General features: G+C 59.6%; 19 protein-coding genes. 13 read left to right on the top strand and 6 right to left on the bottom strand.

Annotated elements, in window-relative coordinates; all coding sequences use genetic code 11:
- Positions 1 to 215: 215 nt before the first annotated feature.
- Positions 216 to 1436, bottom strand: coding sequence for a CaiB/BaiF CoA transferase family protein (locus KVG87_RS07375; RefSeq protein ID WP_217849930.1), 1221 nt, complete (start codon positions 1434 to 1436; stop codon positions 216 to 218).
- Between the two features lie 14 nt (positions 1437 to 1450).
- Positions 1451 to 2632 (bottom strand): acyl-CoA dehydrogenase, encoded by a 1182-nt coding sequence (locus KVG87_RS07370; RefSeq protein ID WP_024015035.1) that lies wholly within the window; start codon positions 2630 to 2632, stop codon positions 1451 to 1453.
- Between the two features lie 157 nt (positions 2633 to 2789).
- On the opposite strand from KVG87_RS07370, the gene KVG87_RS07365 reads away from it, so the two are divergent.
- The 10 genes from KVG87_RS07365 to KVG87_RS07320 all read left to right on the top strand — a co-directional run bounded on the left by KVG87_RS07365 (position 2790) and on the right by KVG87_RS07320 (position 12640).
- Positions 2790 to 3689 carry a LysR family transcriptional regulator gene (locus KVG87_RS07365; RefSeq protein ID WP_217849927.1) on the top strand — a complete coding sequence of 300 codons (900 nt, stop codon included), beginning with the start codon at positions 2790 to 2792 and terminating at the stop codon, positions 3687 to 3689.
- Between the two features lie 434 nt (positions 3690 to 4123).
- On the top strand, positions 4124 to 5245 hold the full coding sequence (locus KVG87_RS07360) for a Re/Si-specific NAD(P)(+) transhydrogenase subunit alpha (RefSeq protein ID WP_041476446.1): 1122 nt from the start codon (positions 4124 to 4126) through the stop codon (positions 5243 to 5245).
- A 15-nt stretch (positions 5246 to 5260) separates the two neighbouring features.
- Positions 5261 to 5581 carry an NAD(P) transhydrogenase subunit alpha part 2 gene (locus KVG87_RS07355; RefSeq protein WP_003220416.1) on the top strand — a complete coding sequence of 107 codons (321 nt, stop codon included), beginning with the start codon at positions 5261 to 5263 and terminating at the stop codon, positions 5579 to 5581.
- Positions 5581 to 7014: an NAD(P)(+) transhydrogenase (Re/Si-specific) subunit beta gene (locus KVG87_RS07350; protein ID WP_041476447.1), complete on the top strand. Its 1434-nt coding sequence runs from the start codon at positions 5581 to 5583 to the stop codon at positions 7012 to 7014. The genes KVG87_RS07355 and KVG87_RS07350 overlap by 1 nt, the downstream gene beginning before the upstream one ends.
- A gap of 214 nt (positions 7015 to 7228) precedes the next feature.
- Positions 7229 to 8722: a succinyl-CoA:acetate CoA-transferase ScpC gene (gene scpC, locus KVG87_RS07345; protein WP_071173986.1), complete on the top strand. Its 1494-nt coding sequence runs from the start codon at positions 7229 to 7231 to the stop codon at positions 8720 to 8722.
- A 321-nt stretch (positions 8723 to 9043) separates the two neighbouring features.
- A complete protein-coding gene (locus tag KVG87_RS07340; RefSeq protein WP_007911656.1) occupies positions 9044 to 9259 on the top strand; it encodes a DUF1127 domain-containing protein in 216 nt (71 codons plus the stop codon).
- Positions 9260 to 9590: 331 nt separating this feature from the next.
- On the top strand, positions 9591 to 9908 hold the full coding sequence (locus KVG87_RS07335; RefSeq protein WP_016772298.1) for a DUF2388 domain-containing protein: 318 nt from the start codon (positions 9591 to 9593) through the stop codon (positions 9906 to 9908).
- Positions 9909 to 10016: 108 nt separating this feature from the next.
- On the top strand, positions 10017 to 10334 hold the full coding sequence (locus KVG87_RS07330; RefSeq protein WP_024015031.1) for a DUF2388 domain-containing protein: 318 nt from the start codon (positions 10017 to 10019) through the stop codon (positions 10332 to 10334).
- A gap of 27 nt (positions 10335 to 10361) precedes the next feature.
- Positions 10362 to 10682, top strand: a complete 321-nt coding sequence (locus tag KVG87_RS07325; protein WP_076564885.1) for a DUF2388 domain-containing protein — start codon at positions 10362 to 10364, stop codon at positions 10680 to 10682.
- Positions 10679 to 12640, top strand: coding sequence for a DUF7844 domain-containing protein (locus tag KVG87_RS07320; RefSeq protein WP_217849925.1), 1962 nt, complete (start codon positions 10679 to 10681; stop codon positions 12638 to 12640). The genes KVG87_RS07325 and KVG87_RS07320 overlap by 4 nt, the downstream gene beginning before the upstream one ends.
- Before the next feature lie 57 nt (positions 12641 to 12697).
- Here the strand turns inward: KVG87_RS07320 and trpA are convergent, their stop codons facing one another.
- Together trpA and trpB are read right to left on the bottom strand one after the other, a co-directional pair.
- Positions 12698 to 13507 carry a tryptophan synthase subunit alpha gene (gene trpA / locus KVG87_RS07315; RefSeq protein ID WP_024015029.1) on the bottom strand — a complete coding sequence of 270 codons (810 nt, stop codon included), beginning with the start codon at positions 13505 to 13507 and terminating at the stop codon, positions 12698 to 12700.
- Positions 13507 to 14739, bottom strand: coding sequence for a tryptophan synthase subunit beta (gene trpB, locus KVG87_RS07310; RefSeq protein ID WP_016772302.1), 1233 nt, complete (start codon positions 14737 to 14739; stop codon positions 13507 to 13509). Before trpB ends, trpA begins: the two co-directional genes overlap by 1 nt.
- A gap of 113 nt (positions 14740 to 14852) precedes the next feature.
- Here trpB and KVG87_RS07305 point away from each other — a divergent pair, with 113 nt between their 5' ends.
- Complete coding sequence (locus KVG87_RS07305; protein WP_217849923.1) at positions 14853 to 15770, top strand: LysR family transcriptional regulator; 918 nt, start codon at positions 14853 to 14855, stop codon at positions 15768 to 15770.
- Here the strand turns inward: KVG87_RS07305 and KVG87_RS07300 are convergent.
- The gene (locus KVG87_RS07300) at positions 15743 to 16069 is read right to left on the bottom strand and encodes an ElaB/YgaM/YqjD family protein (protein ID WP_039757078.1); all 327 of its coding nucleotides are present in this window, start codon (positions 16067 to 16069) and stop codon (positions 15743 to 15745) included. The two genes, KVG87_RS07305 and KVG87_RS07300, sit on opposite strands and share 28 nt — an antisense overlap.
- Before the next feature lie 166 nt (positions 16070 to 16235).
- On the opposite strand from KVG87_RS07300, the gene KVG87_RS07295 reads away from it, so the two are divergent.
- The gene (locus KVG87_RS07295; RefSeq protein WP_016772305.1) at positions 16236 to 16451 is read left to right on the top strand and encodes a dodecin; all 216 of its coding nucleotides are present in this window, start codon (positions 16236 to 16238) and stop codon (positions 16449 to 16451) included.
- A 129-nt stretch (positions 16452 to 16580) separates the two neighbouring features.
- On the top strand, positions 16581 to 16805 hold the full coding sequence (locus KVG87_RS07290) for a DUF1161 domain-containing protein (protein ID WP_217849921.1): 225 nt from the start codon (positions 16581 to 16583) through the stop codon (positions 16803 to 16805).
- Positions 16806 to 16963: 158 nt separating this feature from the next.
- Here KVG87_RS07290 and KVG87_RS07285 read toward each other — a convergent pair whose 3' ends face one another.
- Positions 16964 to 17965, bottom strand: coding sequence for an LLM class flavin-dependent oxidoreductase (locus KVG87_RS07285; protein ID WP_039757082.1), 1002 nt, complete (start codon positions 17963 to 17965; stop codon positions 16964 to 16966).
- Between the last annotated feature and the right edge of the window lie 217 nt (positions 17966 to 18182).

Raw genomic sequence — 18182 nt, 5'->3', positions numbered from 1 at the left:
AGCTTCGATGACCTGAAGCAAGCCACTGTCGAAAACCGCGTAACTCTTTGAATCTCAAGGAGTTTTCCGTTTCGACTGCGCCGGAAGTGGGGCGAATTATAGACCTCTGGAATCTGCCGTCAACCGTTAATTTCGCTTTTCTTTCAATAACTTGCGTATTGGTTAAAAAACATCCAACCAGATGAGAAAAGAGCTTCTTCTATATAGAAGAAGACTTAAAGGACGCCTTCCTCCTTCAACATAGCCACCGCGCCTGCCCCCAGACCCAGCACCCGCTGCAGAACCTCTAATGTGTGCTCACCTAATAAAGGAGGCGCATGACGATATTCAACGGGCGTCTCCGACAACCGAATCGGGCTGGCCACCTGAGGCACCATCCCCGCCAATGCATGCGGCAGCTCTATCGCCAGACCGCGCGCCTTCACCTGGGGATCTTCAAACACCTGCGACAGATCATTGATCGGCCCACAAGGCACACCCGCCTGCTCCAGTTGAGCAACCCACTCGCCCGTGGTCTTGAAGACCGTAGCTTGGCGGATCAACGGGATCAGCACCGCGCGGTTCGCTACCCGCAGCTTGTTGGTCGCGAAGCGCGGATCATCCGCCCACTGCGGTTGCTCCGCGACTTCGGCGAACTTGCGGAACTGCCCGTCATTACCCACGGTGAGAATGAAGTCGCCATCCGCCGTAGGAAAGTCCTGATAAGGCACGATATTCGGATGCGCATTGCCCAGGCGCTTCGGCGCATTGCCGGTGGTCAGGTAGTTCATCGCCTGATTGGCCAGGCACGCGACCTGCACATCCAGCAACGCCATATCGATGTGCTGGCCGCCACCGTCGTGATCGCGATGAGCCAATGCCGCGAGGATCGCCACTGTCGAATACAGCCCGGTAAGAATATCCGTCAGCGCCACGCCCACTTTCACCGGCCCAGCGCCTTCATCTCCTTCAGGTCGACCAGTCAGACTCATCAAGCCGCCGAGGCCCTGGATCATGAAGTCATACCCCGCACGCTTCGCGTACGGGCCGGTCTGGCCGAAGCCGGTGATTGAGCAGTAGATCAGATTCGGGTTGAGAGCCTTCAGCGACTCATAGTCCAGACCATAGGCCGCCAGACCACCTACCTTGAAATTCTCAATCAGAATGTCCGACTTCGCCGCCAGGTCGCGCACCAGCTTCTGCCCTTCAGGGCGGGTGAAGTCGATGGTCACCGATTGCTTGTTGCGGTTGGCCGATAAGTAATAAGCCGCTTCCGACGTGTTCTCGCCGTAAGCGTCTTTAAGGAAGGGTGGACCCCAGGCGCGGGTGTCATCACCATTGCCCGGGCGCTCGACCTTGATCACCTCGGCGCCCAGGTCGGCGAGGATCTGTCCGGCCCAAGGCCCGGCCAGCACTCGCGATAAATCCAGTACCCGTAGATGCGACAGCGCGCCCATGGTCCGCCCTCCTATTAATAGAACGCCTGCAGACCGGTTTGCGCACGCCCGAGGATCAGCGCGTGAACGTCGTGGGTACCTTCATAGGTATTCACCACTTCCAGGTTGACCAGATGACGGGCCACGCCGAACTCATCGGAGATACCATTGCCACCGAGCATGTCGCGCGCCATCCGCGCAATATCCAGCGACTTGCCGCAGGAGTTGCGCTTCATGATCGAAGTGATTTCAACGGCGGCGGTACCTTCGTCCTTCATCCGGCCCAGTCGCAAGCAGCCTTGCAGCGCCAGAGTGATCTCGGTCTGCATGTCGGCGAGTTTCTTCTGCACCAGTTGAGTCGCGGCCAACGGTCGACCGAACTGCTGACGGTCCAGAGTGTATTGGCGCGCGGTGTGCCAGCAGAACTCGGCGGCGCCCAGTGCGCCCCAGGAAATGCCGTAGCGTGCGGAGTTGAGGCAGGTGAACGGACCTTTCAGACCACGCACGTCCGGGAAGATGTTTTCTTCCGGCACGAAAACGTTGTCCATGACGATCTCACCGGTGATCGAAGCGCGCAGGCCGACCTTGCCGTGAATCGCCGGAGCGCTCAGGCCTTTCCAGCCTTTCTCCAGAACGAAACCACGGATGTCGCCGGCATCGTCCTTGGCCCAGACCACGAAGACGTCAGCGATCGGGCTGTTGGTGATCCACATCTTCGCGCCGGTCAGGCTGTAGCCGCCATCGACCTTGCGCGCCCGGCTAATCATCGCGCCCGGATCGGAACCGTGGTTCGGCTCGGTCAGACCAAAGCAACCGATCCATTCGCCGGAAGCCAGTTTCGGCAGGTACTTCTGCTTCTGTGCTTCGGTACCGAATTCGTTGATCGGCACCATCACCAGTGAGGATTGCACGCTCATCATCGAGCGATAGCCAGAGTCGACGCGCTCGACCTCACGGGCAATCAGGCCATAACTGACGTAATTCAGACCACTGCCACCGTATTGCTCGGGAATGGTCGCGCCGAGCAGGCCGACTTCGCCCATCTCGCGGAAGATTGCCGGGTCGGTCTTCTCATGACGGAAAGCTTCGAGCACACGCGGCGCCAGACTCTGTTGAGCGAACTGGGCGGCGGTGTCGCGGATCATCCGCTCTTCTTCGGTGAGCTGTTGATCCAGCAGCAGGGGATCGATCCAGTTGAAGCTAGCTTTACCGCCCATGAGTGTGCCCTCGCAATCGGGTGAATTAACGTGGCATTGATCCTAGGCGCGGCTCGCCGTCGGAGCAAACGAGGATTTCGCATTCTGTTGTGCTAATTTCTCACTCCGTACCGTCGCGAATAGCCTTTTATGCGGCGCATTAGTGAGGTTGACGTACATGCGCAGGAAGATCCCCAGCACCGCCGCCCTGATCAGTTTCGAAGCTGCCGCCCGCCATGAGAGCTTTACCCGTGCTGCTGAAGAACTGTCGCTCACACAGGGTGCCATTTGCCGACAGATCGCCAGCCTGGAAGACTTCCTCAGCGTGGAACTGTTCCGACGCTCGCGACGTGGAGTGAAACTGACCGAGGCGGGTCTTTCCTACAGTCGTCGGGTGGCGACTCAGCTCGATGCGGTGGAGCGCGACACCCTCTCTGTAATGGGCCAGCAAGGCGCCAACGTCATCGAGCTCGCAGTCGTCCCGACCTTCGGCACGCAATGGCTGCTGCCACGGCTCAAGGATTTCCAGCTCAAGCACCCGGAAGTGACCGTCAACCTGACCAACCGCACTCGGCCATTCCTGTTTGCCGACACCGAATTCGATGCCGCGATTTACTTCGGCGACGCCGACTGGTCGGGTACCGAGTCCCACAGGTTGATGGGCGAAAATCCGATGCCGGTGTGCAGCCCCTCCCTACTCGGCGATCACACGCAGCTGACAGCACAAGCCATCGCCGAGCTACCGCTGCTTCAGCAGACCACCCGACCTTACGCCTGGCGCCAATGGTTCAACTCGCAACAGCTGAATATTCCGCGCGACATGACAGGTCCGCGCTACGAGCTATTCTCCATGCTTGCCCAGGCAGCCATGCACGACATGGGCGTCGCGCTGATTCCGCCGTTTCTGATTCAGCGCGAGCTGGCAGAGAAACGTCTGGTGGTTGCCAACCCTCAAGCGCTCTCCAGCATCAAGGCCTATTACCTGATGATTCCGGAGCGAAAGGTCGAATCGGCATCGCTGAAGGCATTTCGTGACTGGCTGGTAAATCAAGCGCAGAGCTACAGCCTAGAAGAATAAAGGCTTTGCGCAACACCTAACCCCGTAGTCAGAAAAAACAAAGCCCTACAGATATAACTATTTGTCGCTTCTGAGCAGACTGTATCCGAAAGTCGTACAGACGTCCCACAAGCTGCCAAACACGTGGCTTTCAGCCTCTAATGGCGACTCATTGCTGCCTATTCACGCCACCGATGCGAATTTTTTTCAAATTCAGCCAGAATCCTTGCAGGGCACGGCCTGCAAGGGGTTCGACTGGCCATCTGCGACATTCGGTCACGGCATGACTTGTAGTTAATTTTCCGTCACCCGTCATAATCCCTTGAAGGGCATAAAGTTCGCCTGCAAAATGCCGCGCCCCGCCCTGATTCGGCGGGATCGTGCTGATCGGCCGCCCCAGTCGCACCATCCGTAGTGCATGGGTTTACTCAATAAGATCACGCAGGAGATTTGACGTGCACATTGGTGTTCCTCTCGAAACCCAGACCGGTGAAACTCGGGTTGCTGCAACCCCGGAAACCATCAAGAAGCTGATCAGCCAAGGCCATAAGGTCACTGTGCAAAGCGGCGCTGGCGTCAAAGCCAGTGTCGTCGACAGTGCCTATGAAGCGGCCGGCGCAAGCATTGGCAGCGCCAATGACGCGTTTGGCGCCGAGCTGATTCTCAAAGTGGTCGCGCCAAGCGATGCCGAACTGCCGCTGATCAAGCGCGGCACGGTGCTCGTGGGCATGCTCAACCCATTCAACAACGAGACCATCGCGAAGATGGCCGAGTGCGGCATTACCGCGTTCGCCCTCGAGGCGGCACCGCGCACCTCGCGGGCGCAGAGTCTTGATGTGTTGTCGTCGCAGGCGAATATCGCCGGCTACAAAGCGGTGTTGCTCGCGGCTCACTATTACCCACGCTTCATGCCGATGCTGATGACTGCTGCGGGCACCGTGAAAGCGGCGCGGGTGCTGATTCTTGGCGCAGGCGTGGCCGGTTTGCAGGCGATTGCCACGGCGAAACGCCTGGGTGCGGTGATCGAAGCGTCCGACGTGCGCCCAGCGGTGAAGGAACAGATCGAATCCCTCGGCGCGAAGTTCGTCGACGTGCCTTACGAGACCGATGAAGAGCGCGAATGCGCCGTCGGTGTCGGCGGTTACGCGCGGCCGATGCCGGCGAGCTGGATGCAGCGTCAGGCCCAGGCCGTGCACGAGCGCGCCAAGCAGGCCGATATCGTCATCACCACTGCGCTGATTCCGGGCCGCAAGGCGCCGACGCTGCTCAGCGCCGAGACCGTGGCGCAGATGAAGCCGGGCTCGGTGGTCATCGACCTCGCGGCCGCTCAGGGTGGCAACTGTCCGCTGACCGTGGCCGATCAAGTCGTTGTGGAAAACGGTGTGACCATCGTTGGCCCGACCAACCTCGCCGGTGAAGTCGCTGCCGATGCTTCGGCGCTGTACGCACGCAACCTGCTGGACTTCCTCAAGCTGGTGTTCACCAAGGAAGGCCAGTTCGACGTCAACCTCGAAGACGACATCGTCGCCGCGTGCCTGATGTGCCGCGACGGCCAAGTCATCCGTAAAAACGCCTAAGCAGGGATTCAGACGATGGAAGAGCTTATCTCCCCCGGTATCTACAACCTGATCATCTTCGTGCTGGCGATTTATGTCGGTTACCACGTGGTCTGGAACGTTACACCTGCGCTGCACACGCCGTTGATGGCAGTCACAAACGCCATTTCCGCGATCGTGATCGTCGGCGCCATGCTCGCCGCTGCGCTGACCGTCACGCCGCTGGGCAAAACCATGGGCACGCTGGCCGTGGCACTGGCTGCGGTCAACGTGTTCGGTGGCTTCCTGGTCACCCGCCGCATGCTTGAGATGTTCAAGAAGAAAGCCCCGAAAGCAAAAGAAGAGGCGCCGAAGTAATGAGCATGAATCTCGTCACGACGCTCTACCTGATCGCGTCGATCTGCTTTATCCAGGCCCTCAAAGGCCTGTCGCACCCGACCACTTCGCGGCGCGGCAACCTGTTCGGCATGCTTGGCATGGCGCTGGCTATCATCACCACGGTCGGCCTTATCTATAAGTTGGGCGCTGAGCTGGCCACTGCCGGTATCGGTTACGTGATCGTCGGCCTGTTGGTCGGCGGCACCGCCGGTTCGATCATGGCCAAGCGCGTTGAAATGACCAAGATGCCGGAACTGGTAGCGTTCATGCACAGCATGATCGGCCTCGCGGCGGTGTTCATTGCCATCGCGGCGGTGGTCGAGCCGCAATCGCTGGGTATCGTTAAACAACTGGGCGATGCGATTCCGGCGGGCAACCGTCTGGAGCTGTTCCTCGGTGCGGCAATCGGTGCGATCACTTTCTCCGGTTCGGTGATTGCATTTGGCAAGCTGTCGGGCAAGTACAAGTTCCGCCTGTTCCAGGGCGCACCGGTACAGTTCAGTGGCCAGCACAAGCTCAATGCGATTCTGGGTCTGGCAACGCTGGTTCTCGGTCTGACTTTCATGTTCACCGGCAACCTTACGGCGTTCGCACTGATGCTGGCGCTGGCGTTCGTGATGGGCGTGCTGATCATCATCCCGATCGGCGGTGCCGACATGCCAGTGGTGGTGTCGATGCTCAACAGCTATTCCGGCTGGGCGGCGGCGGGGATCGGTTTCTCGCTGAACAACTCGATGTTGATCATTGCCGGCTCGCTGGTGGGTTCGAGCGGTGCGATCCTCTCGTACATCATGTGCAAGGCGATGAACCGCTCCTTCTTTAATGTACTGCTCGGCGGTTTCGGCAATACGGCAGATGCAGGTCCTGCCGGTGCGCAGGAAGCCCGTCCGGTGAAATCCGGCTCGGCGGATGACGCGACTTTCCTTCTGACCAACGCCGATACCGTGATCATCGTCCCGGGCTACGGTCTGGCAGTGGCCCGTGCACAACACGCACTGAAGGAACTGACCGAGAAGCTGACCCATCGCGGAGTGACCGTGAAGTACGCGATCCACCCGGTGGCCGGTCGGATGCCTGGGCATATGAACGTCCTGCTCGCCGAGGCCGAAGTGCCTTACGACCAGGTGTTCGAGATGGAAGACATCAACTCCGAGTTCGGTCAGGCCGACGTGGTGCTGGTGCTCGGCGCGAACGACGTGGTCAACCCGGCCGCGAAGAACGATCCGAAGTCGCCGATTGCCGGCATGCCGATTCTCGAAGCGTTCAAGGCCAAGACTATCATCGTCAACAAGCGCTCGATGGCCAGCGGCTATGCCGGTCTGGACAACGAACTGTTCTATCTGGACAAGACCATGATGGTTTTCGGCGACGCGAAGAAAGTCATCGAAGACATGGTCAAAGCGGTCGAGTAATTCACCGCTGCAATAGCGAACGCCCCGACTTGTCGGGGCGTTTTTGTTTGCGCAAGACGCTGGACAATTTGCCGCGTTGTTGCAGATCCGGTAACGGTGTTTTACTGAAAACCCGCGAAATAGAGGCCTCGTTTGCGACCTTGGTAGCGGGACAGGCGCCGGCCAAATTCACTAGACTGCGCATCCTGCTACTCGTTGCCCGAGATAATAATCCATGTACCGTGACCGTATTCGCCTGCCTTCGTTGTTGGACAAAGTGATGAGCGCTGCCGACGCTGCCGCTCTGATTGAGGACGGCATGACCGTCGGCATGAGCGGTTTCACCCGCGCCGGCGAAGCCAAGGCCGTTCCCCACGCACTGGCCGAGCGCGCCAAGGTCACGCCGCTGAAGATCAGCCTGATGACTGGCGCCAGCCTGGGCAACGACCTCGACAAGCAACTGACCGAGGCCGGCGTGCTGTCGCGGCGCATGCCGTTTCAGGTCGACAGCACGTTGCGCAAGGCAATCAACGCCGGTGAAGTGATGTTCATTGACCAGCATCTCTCGGAAACGGTCGAGCAGTTGCGCAACCAGCAATTGAAGCTGCCGGACATCGCCGTCATCGAGGCAGTCGCCATCACCGAACAAGGCCATATCGTGCCGACCACTTCGGTGGGCAACTCGGCCAGCTTCGCGATCTTCGCCAAACAAGTGATCGTCGAGATCAACCTGGCGCACAACGCCAATCTCGAAGGCCTGCACGACATCTATATCCCGACGTACCGCCCGACGCGGACGCCAATCCCGCTGGTGAAAGTCGACGATCGCATCGGCAGCACGGCGATCCCGATTCCACCGGAAAAGATCGTTGCGATTGTCATCACTCAGCAGTCGGACTCGCCATCCACAGTGTCGGTACCGGACGTTGATACCAATGCCATCGCTGAACACCTGATCACCTTCTTCAAGCAGGAAGTTGCCGCCGGCCGCATGACCAACAAGCTCGGCCCGCTGCAGGCTGGCATTGGCAACATCGCCAACGCGGTGATGTGCGGCTTGATCGACTCGCCGTTCGAAGACCTCACCATGTACTCGGAAGTGCTGCAGGACTCGACCTTCGACCTGATCGATGCCGGCAAGCTGAGCTTCGCCTCGGGCAGTTCGATCACCCTGTCCGAGCGGCGCAACAGCGACGTGTTCGGCAACCTGGAGAAGTACAAGGACAAACTGATTCTGCGGCCGCAGGAGATCTCCAATCACCCGGAAGTGGTGCGCCGTCTGGGCATCATCGGCATCAACACCGCGCTGGAGTTCGATATCTACGGCAACGTCAACTCCACCCATGTCTGCGGCACGCGGATGATGAACGGCATCGGCGGCTCCGGCGACTTCGCGCGCAATGCGCATCTGGCGGTATTCGTGACCAAATCGATCGCCAAGGGTGGCGCCATTTCCAGCGTGGTGCCGATGGTCAGCCACGTCGACCATACCGAGCATGACGTCGACATTCTGGTGACCGAAGTCGGCCTCGCCGACCTGCGTGGCCTGGCGCCACGGGAGCGTGCACGAGTAATCATCGACAACTGCGTGCATCCGGACTTCCGCCAGGCACTGAATGACTACTTCAGCGCTGCCTGTGCAATCGGCGGTCACACCCCGCACATTCTGCGCGAAGCCCTGAGCTGGCATATGAACCTGGAAGAAACCGGGCGCATGCTGGCAGTGTGATTCACACAGATAACCACCGAGGCAAACACAGTTTTGCATCGGTGGATGCCCGCGAGAAGCAGGATCGCAAAAAACTGTACTGCTGTACCGGTCCTTTCCTACAGCAAAGCCCTACTCAATCCCCTGATACGAGCTCAAATGCACCATTAAAGTGCAGACAGGTACAGTTTGCCCAATTTCGACCCGTACACCATCCATAAACAGTTAACTGCTCACTCACAATACAAATGAACTGTATCTACAGAGACTAGGCAGACGAGAGGATCATGGGCACCAGTCAAACCACTACCTGATCCCGCCACAAGCGGAAGGATGTCAACCATGGAACGTACACTCAGTTCCGAACTGTTCTTCGAAGACAAAGCTGTAAACACCCAGGCTTCCCTGCCTCTGCGCGTTATTGCCAACCTGATGTTGTGGCAGCGCCGCATCTCCAGCCGCCACCAACTGGCCCGTCTGGATTCGCGTCTGCTGGCCGACGCCGGTATCAGCGAAGCACAACGCTACGAAGAGCTGAGCAAGCCGTTCTGGCGCTAAGCAGCGTCGCTGGCTCTGGTCGTCAGACCCACCGCCAGCAACCCGAATTGCACAAGCAAAACCCGTCGTGGGCAACCACGACGGGTTTTGTCGTTTCAGAGGCTGAAGTGTCTGAAACCCATGATTGAAGGCATACAGGTACAATTTCAAATAGCATCGATAAAGACCAATACAGTTCTGCAAAGCTCTTCAGTATCACTGGCCACCACTGGGCGAACCGGATTTGGCAGCCTAATATCCATTCAGAACGTGGCGAACGTTGCGCAACAGGCGTCTGACTCCTCAGATACCGAGCCACCTCTCACTACGGTTTATCCAAAGGAGTTCCATCATGACCCGTCTTCGCCTGCTCAGTGCCGCCGCCCTGCTGGCCGTGGCTGCCAACGCCAGTGCTACCAGTTTCATCGTGACCACCGACTCGATCGTCGGCGCGCTGAAAGCCACTTCCGACGCCACTTCCGATGTGACCTCCTCGTTCCGTGACGACAAGATCGTCCTCGCCGCCCGCGACGATGCCGCCAGCTTCGTGGCCAGCGAAGGCGATATCCGTGGGGTGAAGCTGGAAAGCGCGCTCGATCACATCCGCCATCAGGCGCCACAACTCAATGCCACCGATGCCCAATTGGCTCAGGCCATTCTGACCCTCTGATCGATTGTCGCAATCCGGGACACGCCAGCCGTGTCCCGATGTTTCAACGCTGGCTCTGGCCCGGGCATTTGCGCTAGCCTTCAGGCTCGTTAACAGTTGTCGAGTCCCATGCGCTTTCTTCCAAATCTGCTCATCTCTTCTGCCTTGTTCAGCGCCTGCTGGGCGATGTCTGCCAACGCCTTCGATGCTTTCAATGCGTCGACCCAAGGCACGGTGGTCAGCGGTTACGCGACCAGCATGGTGTCTTCTGCGCCGTTCGACCGTAAACTGCTGCTCGCCGCCCATGATGATGCGGCCGCCTTTGTTGCCAGTGACGGTGAATGGCGAGGCGCACGGCTGGAATCCGCGCTGCATTACCTGCGCAAAACCCGGCCGAAACTTCATGCCAGCGACCTTGAACTGGCAGAGGCAATTCTCGTCCAATAGTTATCCTTGTCCTTCCGGAGTCGTTCCATGCGTAGCCCGCTGATTGCTGCCGCCCTTGGCCTGTTTGTGTTGGCCGATATGGCCCAGGCGCACACCCTGGTAGCCACCAGTAACATCATCGTTCGTGCCTCCCAGCGCAGCATCGATTTCACTTCCGATACCACCACGTCGATTCGCGATTCGAAAATCATCCGCGAAGCCCACGACGACGCCGCCAGTTTCGTCGCCAGCAACGGCGACATCCGTGGCGCGCACCTCGAAGCCGCTCTCAACACATTGCGTACACGGGTGCCGGAAGCGCGCGACGCCAGTGATCAGGTACTCGCCGAAGCCATCCTCGCACTGTGAGGTCCGTTGGCGCCTGGCTGCTGGCCGGGGCGTTGTTGCTGCTTGGCAACAGCGCCCATGCCGGCCTGCAATTGCGGCTCAAGACCGACGGTCTGAGCCCCGCTCAACAACAGGCCAGTCAGGCCCTGATTGATGAGGCGATGGCGAAACTGCCGCCGAGCTTCATCGAGCGGCTAGATCGGCGTATCGATGTCGGCTGGACCGATGACATGCCGGCCAACGCTTACGGGCAGGCAACGCTGATTTCCGAGCTCGATCTGAACCGCAAGCTGCTCGCTAGCCTCACCGATGGCAGCGCGGCGAAAGAGAAAACCAATCGCCCCCACGGCACTGTGCGCCAGGAACTGCTCGCCACAGTGCTGCACGAAATCATGCATATCTACGACCGCGCGCGTTTATGGCCAAGCGCCGAGCGTACGTTGATCCAGCGCTGCACCCGACGCTTCAACAGCGCCGGGCTGATCGGCATTCCCGATGAGTGTCGCGGGCAGAACGGTCGGCGCTTCACCATCAGCGACGACCCGCGCCTGCTTGACTTGGCCGGGTGGCAGCAATACGTCGGCCGCCGTGGCGAGCGTGAACAACATAACCGGCAGATCGCGCGTAGTCCGGATCTCTACGAGATTTCCAGCCCCAAGGAGTTCGTTGCGGTCAACATGGAGTACTTCCTCCTCGACCCGAGCTACGCCTGCCGCCGCCCGGCGCTGTATCGCTACTACAAGGAACATTTCGGCTGGGCGCCGCCAGCGCAGGACACCTGCAGCAAGAGCTTCGCCTTTCTCAATGCGGGCAATGACTTCGCCAAGCAGCCTCTGGGGCAAGTCGATCCGGAACGGGTCTACGCGGTCGATTACCTGCTGGCCGAGGCCAATCAGAACTGGGTCAGCCGCTGGGGTCACAGCATGCTGCGCCTGGTGATCTGCGCCCCCGGTCGCCCGCGTGGCCCGGATTGCCGCCTCGACCTCGACCAGCACCTGGTGCTGTCCTATCGCGCCTTCGTTGGCGATGTACAGCTGTCGAGCTGGGACGGACTGGTCGGCAAATACCCGTCGCGGCTGTTCGTGTTGCCGCTGGCGCAAGTGATCGACGAATACACCAAGACCGAGCTGCGCAGCCTCGCTTCGGTGCCGCTGAAGCTGTCTCGCGAGGAAATCGAAGGCGTCGTCGAACATGCCGCCGAGATGCACTGGAGTTACGACGGCAACTACTTCTTCCTGTCCAACAACTGCGCGGTAGAAGGTTTGAAACTGTTGCGCAGCGGCAGCAATAACAGCCAACTGGTCGGCCTCGACAGCATCATGCCCAACGGCTTGCTGGAAGTGCTCAAGGGCCGTGGTCTGGCCGACACCAGTGTGCTCGACGATCCGAAAGAAGCGCTGCGTCTGGGTTACCGCTTCGACTCGTTCCGCGATCGCTATCAAGCGATGTTCGATGTATTGAAGAAGCAGCTGCCGATCAAGCAGACCACTGTCGAAGACTGGCTGTCACTCAGCGCTGAACAACGCCGCGAATGGTTCGATCGCGCCGACCTGCGCACCAGCGCGGCCCTGTTGCTGCTGGAGCAAGCCAGTTTCCGCCGGCAGTTGTTGCTGGCCCAGGACGAGGTCAAGCAACGCTACCTCGGCGCCCGCGAGCTGGAAAATGGCGGCATGGACAAAGCCAACGCGACCTTGCAGGAGATCCTCGCCAACAGTGGCTTCCTCAGCCGCCCGGCGGAACTGCTCGACTCCAAAGGCTACGGACTGCCCCAGCCGAGCGAGTTTGGCCGACTGGAAGCGGAAAGCAGTCAGCGGCAGAAGAAGCTGCTGGCACTGTCCGGCGACCTTGATACCGAAGTGCGCAAGCTGCTCGAACCCAAGCGGGCGGCCGAGATTGCCGCCAGCGAGGCCAACGTGAAACAGATTGGCGAGCATCTGCGCAAACTGCACAAGGCTTCGGGCGGACTGCAATTACCCTGAGCACAAAAAAGGCTTCAGAACGCCTGTTCTGAAGCCTTTTTGTTTTCCCCTGCGGCTTTAGACGCGAGCCTTGCGCACGCCTTGGGACAGCGCCGAACACAGACTCAACACGCCATCGATGGCCTGCTCAGGCGTATCGGCACTGGCGATGTGATCGATCAACGCCGAGCCCACCACCACACCATCCGCCAGGCGTGCGATCGCTGCGGCCTGCTCCGGTGTACGGATGCCGAAACCGATGCTGATCGGCAGGTCGGTATGCCGACGCAGACGTGCAACCGCCTCTTCCACATGTTCCAGAGTCGCGGCACCGGCACCGGTGACACCGGCCACCGACACGTAATAGACAAAACCGGAGCTGCCGTTGAGCACACGCGGCAGACGCGCGTCGTCGGTGGTCGGCGTGGTCAGGCGGATGAAGTCCAGGCCAGCAGCCTGCGCCGGGTCGCACAGCTCTTCGTTGTGCTCTGGTGGCATATCAACCACGATCAGCCCGTCAACCCCAGCCTCTTTGGCTTCGGCGATGAAACGCTCGACGCCGAATTTGTGAATCGGGTTGAAGTAGCCCATCAACACCAGCGGCGTGTCGCTGTTGCCTTCACGGAACTCGCGAACCATTTGCAGGGTTTTCGCCAGATTCTGTTTGGCGCCGAGTGCACGGATGTTGGCCAACTGGATCGCCGGGCCATCAGCCATCGGATCGGTGAACGGCATGCCCAGTTCGATCACGTCAGCACCTGCGGCAGGCAGGCCTTTGAGGATCGCCAGCGAAGTGTCGTAGTCAGGATCGCCAGCGGTGACAAAGGTCACCAGCGCGGCGCGGTTCTGTTGCTTGAGGTCGGCAAAGCGGGTTTGCAGGCGGCTCATCAGTGTTTCTCCTGCTGCGACTGTTGCATATGGTGCATTACGGTTTGCATGTCTTTGTCGCCACGGCCCGAGAGGTTGACCACCATCAGGTGATCCTTCGGCAGCTTCGGTGCACGTTTGAACACTTCGGCCAGAGCGTGGGCGCTTTCTAACGCAGGAATGATCCCTTCCAGACGGCAGCATTTGTGGAACGCTTCAAGGGCTTCGTCGTCGGTCACCGAGGTGTACTGGACGCGGCCGATGTCGTGCAACCAGGCGTGTTCAGGGCCGATGCCCGGATAGTCGAGGCCAGCGGAAATCGAGTGAGCGTCGATGATCTGCCCATCGTCGTCCTGCAGCAGGAAGGTGCGGTTGCCGTGCAGCACGCCCGGCACACCGCCGTTCAGACTGGCCGCGTGCTTGCCGGTTTCGATGCCATAACCGGCGGCTTCGACGCCGATGATCTCAACGCTCTTGTCGTCAAGGAACGGGTGGAACAGGCCCATGGCGTTGGAACCGCCACCGATGCATGCCACCAGACTGTCCGGCAGACGACCTTCCTGAGCCTGCAGCTGATCGCGGGTTTCCTTACCGATGACGGCCTGGAAGTCGCGGACCATTGCTGGATACGGGTGTGGGCCGGCTACGGTGCCGATCAGGTAGAAGGTGTTGTCGACGTTGGTCACCCAGTCACGCAGGGCTTCGTTCATCGCGTCTTTCAGGGTGCCGGTGCCAGCCACGACCGGAATGACTTCAGCGCCGAGCAGCTTCATGCGGAAGACGTTGGCCTGCTGACGTTCGATGTCGGTGGTGCCCATGTAGATCACGCAGTCCAGCCCGAAACGCGCAGCAACGGTGGCCGTGGCCACGCCGTGCATGCCGGCGCCGGTTTCGGCGATGATGCGCTTCTTGCCCATGCGCCGCGCCAGCAGGATCTGGCCGATGCAGTTGTTGATCTTGTGCGCGCCGGTGTGATTCAGCTCTTCACGCTTGAGGTAGATCTTGGCGCCGCCGCAGAACTCGGTCAGGCGTTCGGCGAAATACAACGGGCTTGGACGTCCGACGTAGTCTCGCTGGAAGTAGGCCAATTCTTCTTTGAATGCCGGATCTTCCTTGGCAGCTTCGTATTCGCGAGCCAGGTCGAGGATCAACGGCATCAGGGTTTCCGCTACATAACGGCCACCGAACGCACCGAACAGGCCGTTGGCGTCAGGGCCGTTACGCAGATCAGAGGTGTTCGAAGTCTGGGTCATGGGTCGCTCCAGGTGAATTCGGTCAGAAGACAATGACGACCACTCTACCCCTGACTTTCCAGGCTGAAAACCGATAAGATCGCCACAACCTGTCAGGAAAACTCACAGATACCATGAGCCATGACCTTCCCCCGCTAAATGCCTTGCGCGCCTTCGAGGCCACAGCTCGTCTGAACAGTGTCAGTCAGGCTGCCGAACAGCTGCACGTTACCCACGGCGCGGTCAGCCGCCAGCTCAAGGTGCTTGAAGAACATCTCGGCGTGAGCCTGTTCGTCAAGGACGGACGCGGCTTGAAACTCACAGATGCCGGAGCGCGTCTGCGCGATGCCAGCGCGGAGGCGTTCGATCGCTTGCGCAGTGTTTGCGCCGAACTTACGCAAAGCACAGCGGATGCGCCGTTCGTGCTGGGTTGTTCGGGGAGCCTGCTGGCGCGCTGGTTTATTCCGCGCCTGGGGCGGCTGAATGCCGATTTGCCGGATCTGCGTCTGCACCTGTCGGCCGGTGAAGGCGATCTCGACCCTCGGCGCCCGGGCCTTGATGCGCTATTGCTGTTCGCCGAGCCACCGTGGCCGGCCGATATGCAGGTCTATGAACTGGCGGCGGAACGCATCGGCCCCGTAATGAGCCCGTTGTACAGCGGTTATCAGAAGCTGCACACCGCTGTGGCCGCAGATCTTTTTGATGAGCCCTTGCTGCACACCACCTCTCGCCCACAAGCCTGGCCCAGCTGGGCGCAGCAAAACCACCTCGATCCCAAAGCGTTGAAGCTCGGGCAAGGTTTTGAGCATTTGTATTATTTGCTGGAGGCGGCTGTTGCAGGTCTCGGCGTGGCAATCGCACCGGAGCCGTTAGTAACTGAAGACCTGAAGGCGGGTCGCCTGGTTGCGCCATGGGGCTTCTGCAAAACCCCGGCGCAACTGGCGTTGTGGCTACCCAAGCGCGCCGCAGATGGGCGCGCCCGGCAACTGGCGCAGTGGCTCAAAAACGAGCTGCGTGAGCCTGATCACTCACCGCGCTTGAACAAAAAGTAGGCAGCGAGCAGACCGATTGCGCCGACAGCCACACCGGCTGTGGTCCACGGATGTTCCTGCGCGTAGTCACGAGTGGCAATGCCGGTCTCGCGGGTTTTCACTTTGACTTCTTCGTACGCGTCGCTGAGCAGATGACGGGAATGTTTCAGTGCACTTTCGGCATTGCTTTTCAGCGCCTTGAGGGTCTTGCGCGACTCGTCCGAAGCATCGTCTTTCAAGCTTTCCAACGATTTGAGCAGACTCTCGATCTCGGCTTCCATGCTTTGCAACGAGGCTTTACGTAAAGAGGTGTTGGCCATGGTGGCTCTCCTGCATTGGTGATGAGTGGCGTGTGTTGGTTGGGACTTCACCACTTCGAGAAAGTGCAGAAATTCTGAACTTCGGCAGCGCAGAGGCGCCGAAATCAACAGTGCAATTGCCTGCTAGGCTCAATTTCACACGCCATTCCAACCCAAGGAGATCGCCATGAGTGACCATCACACATACAAGAAAGTCGAGCTGGTCGGCTCGTCCACTACCAGCATCGAAGACGCCATCAACAACGCACTGGCCGAAGCCAACAAAACCCTGCGCAATCTGGAATGGTTTGAAGTGACCGAAACCCGTGGCCACATCGAAAACGGCCAAGTGGCGCACTTTCAGGTAACGCTGAAAGTCGGCTTCAAGATTGCCGCCAGCTGAGTTTGAGCTAGTCTTCTGAACTTGCGCGCTGGCCGAGTGCCATAGGGAATGGCAAAGCGCTACAAGGTGAGCGCATCGGGTGGATGACCCGGTGCCCGCCTCTTTCAATCCGACCAGGGAGTGCGACCGATGAAGAAGTTCATATTGGCAGTAGGTTTGTTGAGCCTTGCGGGTGGTGCGTTTGCAGCCGGCAAGCCATGTGAAGAGCTGAAAAGCGAAATCGCAGCGAAGCTCGACGCCAAAGGCGTATCCGGTTATTCGCTGGAAGTTGTCGACAAGGGTGCGGCGGCTGATGGCGACGTCGTCGGCAGTTGCGAAGGCGGCAGCAAGGACATCGTCTACAAGCGCGGTTGATTGCGCCTGAAATACAAAAGCCGACGTGGATGCGTCGGCTTTTTTGTGGGCTCCATGTACCCGATGTGGGAGCGAGCTTGCTCGCGAAACCGGTGGGTCAGTCAACATATCGAGTGCCTGACACTCCGTCTTCGCGAGCAAGGTATGTGTGGTGAATCTTAGCCCTTCATCACCTGCGCCAGCAGCTCGTACGAGCGCACGCGATCAGCATGCTCATACAAATCGCTGGTGAAAATCAGCTCATCCGCCTGAGTCTGCTCGATCAACACTTCCAGTTTGGCGCGGATCTTCTGCGGGCCGCCGACCATGGCGAGGCCGAGGAAATCGCCCACCGCTTCACGTTCATGGGGCAGCCACAGGCCGTCCATGGTTTTCACCGGCGGACGCTGCACCAAGCTCTGGCCACGCATCAACGCAAGAATGCGCTGGTACACCGACGTCGCCAGGTAATCGGCTTGCTCATCGGTATCCGCTGCCACCAGCGGCACGCCGAGCATCACGTACGGCTTGTCGAGCACCGCCGAGGGTTTGAAGTGATTGCGGTAGATGCGGATCGCCTCGTGCATGAAGCGCGGCGCGAAATGCGAGGCGAAGGCGTAAGGCAAGCCGCGCTCACCCGCCAATTGCGCACTGAACAGACTTGAGCCGAGCAGCCAGATCGGCACGTTGGTACCGGTGCCAGGCATGGCGATCACCCGTTGCTCCGGGGTGCGCGGGCCGAGGTAGCGCATCAGTTCGGCGACGTCTTCAGGGAAGTCGTCAGCGCTGCCCGAGCGCTCGCGGCGCAAGGCGCGGGCGGTCATCTGGTCAGAGCCGGGCGCGCGGCCCAAGCCCAAGTCGATCCGTCCCGGGTACAGGCTCTCGAGGGTGCCGAACTGCTCGGCAATCACCAAAGGCGCATGGTTGGGCAGCATCACCCCGCCGGAACCGACGCGGATGGTCGACGTGCCTCCGGCCAGATAACCGAGCAACACCGAAGTTGCCGAACTGGCGATGCCGTCCATGTTGTGATGTTCGGCGACCCAGAAGCGTGTGTAGCCGAATTTTTCGGCATGTTGTGCCAGATCCAGCGAGTTGCGCAGCGATTGCGCTGCGCTGCCGTTTTCGCGCACTGGCACCAGGTCGAGGGTGGAAAATTTAACGTCGGACAGTTTTTTCATGAACCTGCATCTCCGGGTGGGAAGGCAGGTTTTTCTTTCGAGCGAAAACCTGCCAAATCCATAAGCGTGTTTTATGGAATGAGGGCATATACCCGAGATTCAATAGCAGCGACGAAATTTCCTACTAAAAAAGTCAACGATTCAGCCGGGCTGAACTTTGTTCCGCCGTCTATCCTCAGAAGCCTTGCTAGTAAAAACCGCGACGGCGCGGCGTTCC

This window comes from Pseudomonas siliginis (assembly GCF_019145195.1).
Taxonomy (GTDB): Bacteria; Pseudomonadota; Gammaproteobacteria; order Pseudomonadales; family Pseudomonadaceae; genus Aquipseudomonas; species Aquipseudomonas siliginis.
This window is presented reverse-complemented; position numbering and strand designations above follow the sequence as displayed.

What these genes read in the sequence shown, in the direction of transcription:
- KVG87_RS07370 (WP_024015035.1), bottom strand. Translation starts at nt 2,632, where the DNA reads ATGGGCGGTAAAGCTAGCTTCAACTGGATCGATCCCCTGCTGCTGGAT.
- KVG87_RS07295 (WP_016772305.1), top strand. Translation starts at nt 16,236, where the DNA reads ATGAGTGACCATCACACATACAAGAAAGTCGAGCTGGTCGGCTCGTCC.
- KVG87_RS07285 (WP_039757082.1), bottom strand. Translation starts at nt 17,965, where the DNA reads ATGAAAAAACTGTCCGACGTTAAATTTTCCACCCTCGACCTGGTGCCA.
- KVG87_RS07350 (WP_041476447.1), top strand. Translation starts at nt 5,581, where the DNA reads ATGAGCATGAATCTCGTCACGACGCTCTACCTGATCGCGTCGATCTGC.
- KVG87_RS07305 (WP_217849923.1), top strand. Translation starts at nt 14,853, where the DNA reads ATGAGCCATGACCTTCCCCCGCTAAATGCCTTGCGCGCCTTCGAGGCC.
- trpA (WP_024015029.1), bottom strand. Translation starts at nt 13,507, where the DNA reads ATGAGCCGCCTGCAAACCCGCTTTGCCGACCTCAAGCAACAGAACCGC.
- trpB (WP_016772302.1), bottom strand. Translation starts at nt 14,739, where the DNA reads ATGACCCAGACTTCGAACACCTCTGATCTGCGTAACGGCCCTGACGCC.
- KVG87_RS07325 (WP_076564885.1), top strand. Translation starts at nt 10,362, where the DNA reads ATGCGTAGCCCGCTGATTGCTGCCGCCCTTGGCCTGTTTGTGTTGGCC.
- KVG87_RS07340 (WP_007911656.1), top strand. Translation starts at nt 9,044, where the DNA reads ATGGAACGTACACTCAGTTCCGAACTGTTCTTCGAAGACAAAGCTGTA.
- KVG87_RS07330 (WP_024015031.1), top strand. Translation starts at nt 10,017, where the DNA reads ATGCGCTTTCTTCCAAATCTGCTCATCTCTTCTGCCTTGTTCAGCGCC.
- KVG87_RS07290 (WP_217849921.1), top strand. Translation starts at nt 16,581, where the DNA reads ATGAAGAAGTTCATATTGGCAGTAGGTTTGTTGAGCCTTGCGGGTGGT.
- KVG87_RS07300 (WP_039757078.1), bottom strand. Translation starts at nt 16,069, where the DNA reads ATGGCCAACACCTCTTTACGTAAAGCCTCGTTGCAAAGCATGGAAGCC.
- KVG87_RS07355 (WP_003220416.1), top strand. Translation starts at nt 5,261, where the DNA reads ATGGAAGAGCTTATCTCCCCCGGTATCTACAACCTGATCATCTTCGTG.
- KVG87_RS07365 (WP_217849927.1), top strand. Translation starts at nt 2,790, where the DNA reads ATGCGCAGGAAGATCCCCAGCACCGCCGCCCTGATCAGTTTCGAAGCT.
- KVG87_RS07375 (WP_217849930.1), bottom strand. Translation starts at nt 1,436, where the DNA reads ATGGGCGCGCTGTCGCATCTACGGGTACTGGATTTATCGCGAGTGCTG.
- scpC (WP_071173986.1), top strand. Translation starts at nt 7,229, where the DNA reads ATGTACCGTGACCGTATTCGCCTGCCTTCGTTGTTGGACAAAGTGATG.
- KVG87_RS07335 (WP_016772298.1), top strand. Translation starts at nt 9,591, where the DNA reads ATGACCCGTCTTCGCCTGCTCAGTGCCGCCGCCCTGCTGGCCGTGGCT.